Annotated in this window: 5 protein-coding genes; 1 reads left to right on the plus strand and 4 read right to left on the minus strand. The window is 59.8% G+C overall.

Annotated features, from left to right (window positions below):
• The 4 genes from ACR0P8_RS08460 to ACR0P8_RS08475 all read right to left on the minus strand — a co-directional run.
• Positions 1 to 586: glycoside hydrolase family 36 N-terminal domain-containing protein (locus ACR0P8_RS08460; protein ID WP_432624653.1), on the minus strand; the 586-nt coding region annotated here is incomplete at its 3' end.
• 105 nt (positions 587 to 691) lie between these two features.
• Positions 692 to 1,525 (minus strand): carbohydrate ABC transporter permease, encoded by an 834-nt coding sequence (locus ACR0P8_RS08465; protein ID WP_432624654.1) that lies wholly within the window; start codon positions 1,523 to 1,525, stop codon positions 692 to 694.
• Between the two features lie 2 nt (positions 1,526 to 1,527).
• The gene (locus ACR0P8_RS08470; protein WP_432624655.1) at positions 1,528 to 2,436 is read right to left on the minus strand and encodes a carbohydrate ABC transporter permease; all 909 of its coding nucleotides are present in this window, start codon (positions 2,434 to 2,436) and stop codon (positions 1,528 to 1,530) included.
• A gap of 49 nt (positions 2,437 to 2,485) precedes the next feature.
• On the minus strand, positions 2,486 to 3,739 hold the full coding sequence (locus tag ACR0P8_RS08475) for an ABC transporter substrate-binding protein (protein WP_432624656.1): 1,254 nt from the start codon (positions 3,737 to 3,739) through the stop codon (positions 2,486 to 2,488).
• A gap of 269 nt (positions 3,740 to 4,008) precedes the next feature.
• Here ACR0P8_RS08475 and ACR0P8_RS08480 point away from each other — a divergent pair, with 269 nt between their 5' ends.
• Positions 4,009 to 5,046 (plus strand): LacI family DNA-binding transcriptional regulator, encoded by a 1,038-nt coding sequence (locus tag ACR0P8_RS08480; RefSeq protein WP_432624657.1) that lies wholly within the window; start codon positions 4,009 to 4,011, stop codon positions 5,044 to 5,046.
• Positions 5,047 to 5,327 lie beyond the last annotated feature (281 nt).

A 5,327-nucleotide genomic window follows, 5' to 3' on the forward strand; every position in this document is an offset into this window, starting at 1 on the left:
GCTTCCCGCGGCGGAACTCGCGCACCCAGTTGCCGTCTTGGATCCGGTGCCGCTGCGGATTGCGCTCGTTCATGTGGCGTCCTGAGAAGTCGAGAATCTCGCAGCATTCCGGATCGATCGGCACACTGACGTCGAGACGCTCCAACATGTAGGTTCCGGCCCCCGTGTTGCGTAGGGTATGGCGTATGCGCAGGGCCCCGCCCGTCATCCGCTCGATCTCCGTGGCGAGCTCCAGTTCCGCGTCATGGTCGGACGCGTGCATGATCAGGCCGCCGTCATCCGACTCGGCCACATCGTCGAGCGCGAACCTAGTCGACCATCCGGCTCCGGCCTCGACTCCCGCATGGTCGCCGGATCCACCGTTCTGGATCCGGTATCCGATGAGCCCTGGGCGGGAGAACAGGCCGCGCGAGTGCTCCATGAGGAGCGCCGATGGACGTGGGGACTGGTTGAATCCGCTGTCCAACGATTCCGGATCGTCCGTGGCAAGGCATGCTATGACGTCGGGGATGTGATTTTCTAGCTGGGTGTCGGCGAAGAACAGGTAGGTCGCTTCGTCGTCGTGGTCTTTTCGTGGAAAGAACATGGCTTCTCCTTCTTTGATGGTGACGTGGGCCGGGGTGTCGCCTCCGGAAACGTATGGAGGCTCCCCGGCCCACAGTGACGGTCGGTACGCTGCCCTTTTTTCGTGTTACTTCTGCGATCCGGCGACCATGCCGGCGATGAAGTAGCGTTGGAAGAACAGGTAGACCACCACGATCGGCAACGCGCTGATGAGCGCGGCTGCGGCTCCCACGCCCATGTTGCTGCTCTGCTGGGCGAAGAACGACGCGATGCGCGGCGCGATGGGCTGGTAGGCCTGGTCGGTGAGCAGGTAGTTGGACATGGCGTATTCGTTCCAGACACCGACGCTGGTCATGATGATCACCGTCGCGGTCACCGGTTTGAGCAGCGGCATGATCAGCCTGAAGAAGATGGTGGCGCGGTTGGCGCCGTCGATCATCCCCGCCTCGTCGATGGATTCCGGGATGGCCTTGATGAAGGACGTGTACAGGAAGATGGCGAGGGGCAGGTTGCCCGCGGTCGATAGCAGGATGATGCCCCAGTAGGTGTTCACGCCGCCGATTCTCACCATCATGGAGTACACGGGGACCAGCACGCTCAATGGCGGAATCATCATCAGCGAGAGAATCACAGTGGAGACCGCTTTGTTGAATCTGCTGAGTCTGCGCGCCAGCGGATATGCCGCCATGGCGCCGATCACGCAGGTCAGTACCGTGGCGCAGACGGTGATGATGGCGCTGTTGATCATGGCCCGCAGCACTCCGCCTTCGGTGATGGCCAGGGTGAAGTTGCTCCACTCGATGTTCTTCGTGCGGGGCACCAGCGTGGAAGACAGGTCGGTCGCCGGCTTGGATGCCGTGCAGATGGCCAGCCAGAACGGCAGCAGCTGCAGCAGGCACACGATGCCGAGGAACAGGTATGCGAATCCACGTGTGAAGACGTGGTTGTCATGGTTCTTCATGTTCAGGACTCCCATCCGAGCTTGTCCAGGCCTTTGTTTATCAGGCCGGTGACCACGGCGATGATGATGAAGAGGACCACGCCGATCGCCGAGGCGTATCCGGCGTTCTGGTTGTCGAAGTACACGGAGCTGATGTAGGTGGAGATCGAATGGGTCGAATAGCCCGGCCCTCCGCCCGTGAGCACCTTGATCACATCGAACAGCTTCAGACCTCCGATGAGGTTGAGGACCACCGAGGTCGAGAACGCCGGCATCAGCATCGGCATGGTGATGTTCCAGAATTTCGTCCATCCCGTGGCTCCGTCAAGACTGGCGGCCTCCACGACGGACTGGTCCATTCCCTGGAGTCCAGCCAGATAGATGATCATCGAGGTCCCGCAGAACTGGAAGGAGTTCACCAGCAGGATGATGACCACCGCCGTGGTCGGATTGTTGAACCAGACCACCTTCTGCAATCCGAACGCGGAGAGGATCGTGTTCAGCGCTCCCTGCTGGTATTGGAAGATCAGGTAGTACATCGTGCCCATGATCACGGCGGAGACCAGTGCCGGCAGGTAGATTATGGCGCGCAACGCGTTGCGTCCCTTGATCTTCGAGTTGAGCAGCAGAGCCAGTGTCAGGCCCAGGACCTGTTGGATGATGGTGCTGCCGACGCCATAGATCAGCGTGTTGATCAGGATGGTGCGGAAATTGGCGTCGTGCAGCATGGTGACGTAGTTCGCCAGGCCCACGAACGTCTTTTCCGGATTCAGTCCGTCCCAGTCGGTCAGGGACAGGGCGAAGCCCGAGAACAGCGGGTAGACGGAGAACACCGTCACCAGGATCAGCGCCGGCACGTAGAACAGATTGACCGACGAGCCTGCGAGATGGCGGCGGAGTCTTTCCCGCCCCACCGTGGATTTCCCTTCCATTTTTGTTCCTTTCACCGTTTCGACGTGTCGTTGGCCTTGGTGGTCCGGCTCACTTGGAGGAGGACAGGCTTTCGAACTGGGTCTTCATCTGGCCGGTGGCCCCGGCCGCGTCCATCTGTCCGGTGACCAGTCCGTCGGTCGTGGTGCACATGGTGTTCCAGATGCCGTTCGGCAGGTAGACCCTGTCGAACACGGGCACGGTCTCGGTGCTCTTCTTCGTGATCCAGGTGTCGTAGCTGTCGGACATGACGCCGAGCTGCGCGTTCACTCCCTTGACCGCGGGGACCGACGCCGTGGCGTCCGTGTAGACCTGGTAGTTCTCGGGCTGCGCCATGAAATCGATGAACTTCAGGGCGGCGTCCTTGTGCTTGCTGGTCTTGGAGACGCCGAGGGCGTAGTCCTCGCCGGACACGATGTACGGGTCGCCGTTCCCGGACGGGTACGGGATGAAGCCAAGCTTCACGTCGGGGTTATAGTTGGTGACATTGGAGGCGACGCTTATTCCCTGGAAGGTGAACGCGAGGGTGTCGTTCGCCAGCATCTTCGACAGGTCGTCGGAGGTCGCCGCGGTGTAGTCGACGTTGAAATACTTCTCCTCGGCCCATTTCCTGATCATCGACGCCAGCTTCTGGTACGGGCCGGATTCGAATTCGCCGTTCCTCATGTTCTTCAGTTCCGAATCGGAGAACATTCCGTAGGCCGAATAGTCGACGATCTGGCCCACGGTCCAGTTCTCCTTGCCGGAGGCGCCGATGCACGCGGCGCCGGTCGCCGTCACCTTCGCGCAGGCGTCGGAGAAATCATCCCAGCTGGCGATGCCCGACGGGTCGACTCCGGCCTTCTTGAGCACCGTGGCGTTGTATGTGATGCCGGTTACGGCCATCTGCATGGGAAGCGCGAAGAACTCGCCCTTGTCGTTCTTGATGGAGGAGTCGATCACCGGGCTCACGTTCTTCGCCCAGGAGCGGTTCTGCAGGGGTTCGAGGAAGTTGGCGTAGCGGTCTCGGGACCATCCATGGGTGTTGAAGATGTCGGGGGCATTATTGCCGGACAGGCGGACCTTGATGTCGGACTCGTAAGACGAAGTGCCCGTCACCAGTTTGATCTTGGTGTTCGGATTGGCCTTCTCGAACTTCGCGACGAGTTTTTCGATGGCCTTGCGCTGCGGCGTGCCGGTCGCCGGCGCGCCCATGTATTCCAGCGTCTCCGCTCCGTCGGATTGGGACGATCCGCATGCCGTCAGACCTGAGACGGCCAGGATGCAGCCGAGTGCGGCGGCCATGGTTCTTTTCATCTTGTTCATGTCAACCTCTTCGTTGTCTTTCCTTCTTCGAGGGCTTCATCGCCTCTGCGGTCCCTGACGGGACTGATACATATATTTACACGAGTAACCAATCTTGTAAAATCGGCGTGTCTTTGACATTTACTCCCTTGCTTTCAGGCTTTTTATGTACTCAATGGCTTTATTTCATGCGATGTGCGCAACTTGTGAGTTATTCGTGTAACTATTGGCTGTCGCACGTGGGTGTGGTATAAATTCAAGTGAACGTCTTTTCAGGGAGCGGGGGAATCATGCCGGACACCAATTCGATTGACGGCGGGCCATCCAGGGTCACCAGGAGCGATGTGGCCAGATTGGCGGGAGTGTCGACCGCCACGGTGAGCTATGTTCTCAATGGCGGTCCGAAGAAGGTGTCGCGGGCCACCGAGCTTCGGGTCCGGGAGGCGGCGGAGAAGCTCGGATACCATCCGAACCTGATTGCCAGAGCTCTGAAAAGCGGTTCGGCGAAGATGCTGGGGATGATCATCACCGATTTCTCCAACCCGTATTTCGCGCAGCTCATCAATGACGTCGAGCATCTCGCCAACGAGCGGGGGCACGCGCTCATCCTGAACACCTCACACGGAAACGCGGAGCTGGAGCGCCGCAGAATCGACGAGCTGACGGACCGCGGCGTGGACGCGATCTTCGTCTCATCCACGCTGGGGGACGGGGAGATAGGTTCGCTGTCGACTGCGAGCTGCCCGATAATCCTGCTTGACCGTCCGCATCCATTGTCGGGGGTCAAATGTGTTTCCACGGATATGGCCGATGCCGTGGTCCGGTCGGTGAATCATCTGTTCGAACATGGCCGTCGGAAAGTCGCCATGTTGTTTGGTCTGGACATCACCTCTCGCGACGCGAGAGTGGTCGGATGGATAAAAGCCCATCAGGACGCCGGCCGTCCTGTCGGGCCCGTATATACTTCCTCCTATTCCAGAGAGGGCGGATACAAAGCCACTTTGAAGGCGTTGCGTTCGTCGGACCGTCCGGACGCCATCTTCGCGTCCTCCGACCTTGAAGCGCTTGGAGCCCTGAGAGCCATCCACGAATGCGGACCGCGCATTCCGGAGGATGTCGCCCTGATCTCGTTCGACGGCACCATCGAATCGGAATATACCTGGCCGCGCCTGACCGTCATGAAACAGGACACGCAGGCCATCGCCCGATGCGCGGTCGACGCCGCCCTCAGCCCCGAAGACACACCCGACCTCCAACTTGTGAACGCCGAGATGGTAATCCGCCAATCCTGCGGTTGCCGGGATGAATCCAGTGGGGTGCGCCCATAAGCCGCATCCCGTATTTCGGCGGGAGGAACGAGACGCGCGGACGGCTCGACAGCATCGGCAAATTTTCGGATGGTTCAGATGATGACGTTGATGTCTCTTTGGCCGACCGTTGGCCGGCGCGTACCGGAAACAATGCGCCGTAGAACACGTTATGGCCGCCGCCTTCTATGAACATTACGGATTCTCGCATCTCAGGGATAACGCGCGCATGTTCGCCAAGCTCGTCTAGGCGATGTGCGGAATAATCAGGGCATGCCGATTGCGTGTCATTTATTTAAAAC

The organism is Bifidobacterium sp. (genome assembly GCF_050874245.1).
Classification (GTDB): Bacteria; Actinomycetota; Actinomycetes; order Actinomycetales; family Bifidobacteriaceae; genus Bifidobacterium.

Coding starts and splice junctions, on each gene's coding strand:
- ACR0P8_RS08465 (WP_432624654.1), bottom strand. CDS start 1,525: ATGAAGAACCATGACAACCACGTCTTCACACGTGGATTCGCATACCTG.
- ACR0P8_RS08470 (WP_432624655.1), bottom strand. CDS start 2,436: ATGGAAGGGAAATCCACGGTGGGGCGGGAAAGACTCCGCCGCCATCTC.
- ACR0P8_RS08475 (WP_432624656.1), bottom strand. CDS start 3,739: ATGAACAAGATGAAAAGAACCATGGCCGCCGCACTCGGCTGCATCCTG.
- ACR0P8_RS08480 (WP_432624657.1), top strand. CDS start 4,009: ATGCCGGACACCAATTCGATTGACGGCGGGCCATCCAGGGTCACCAGG.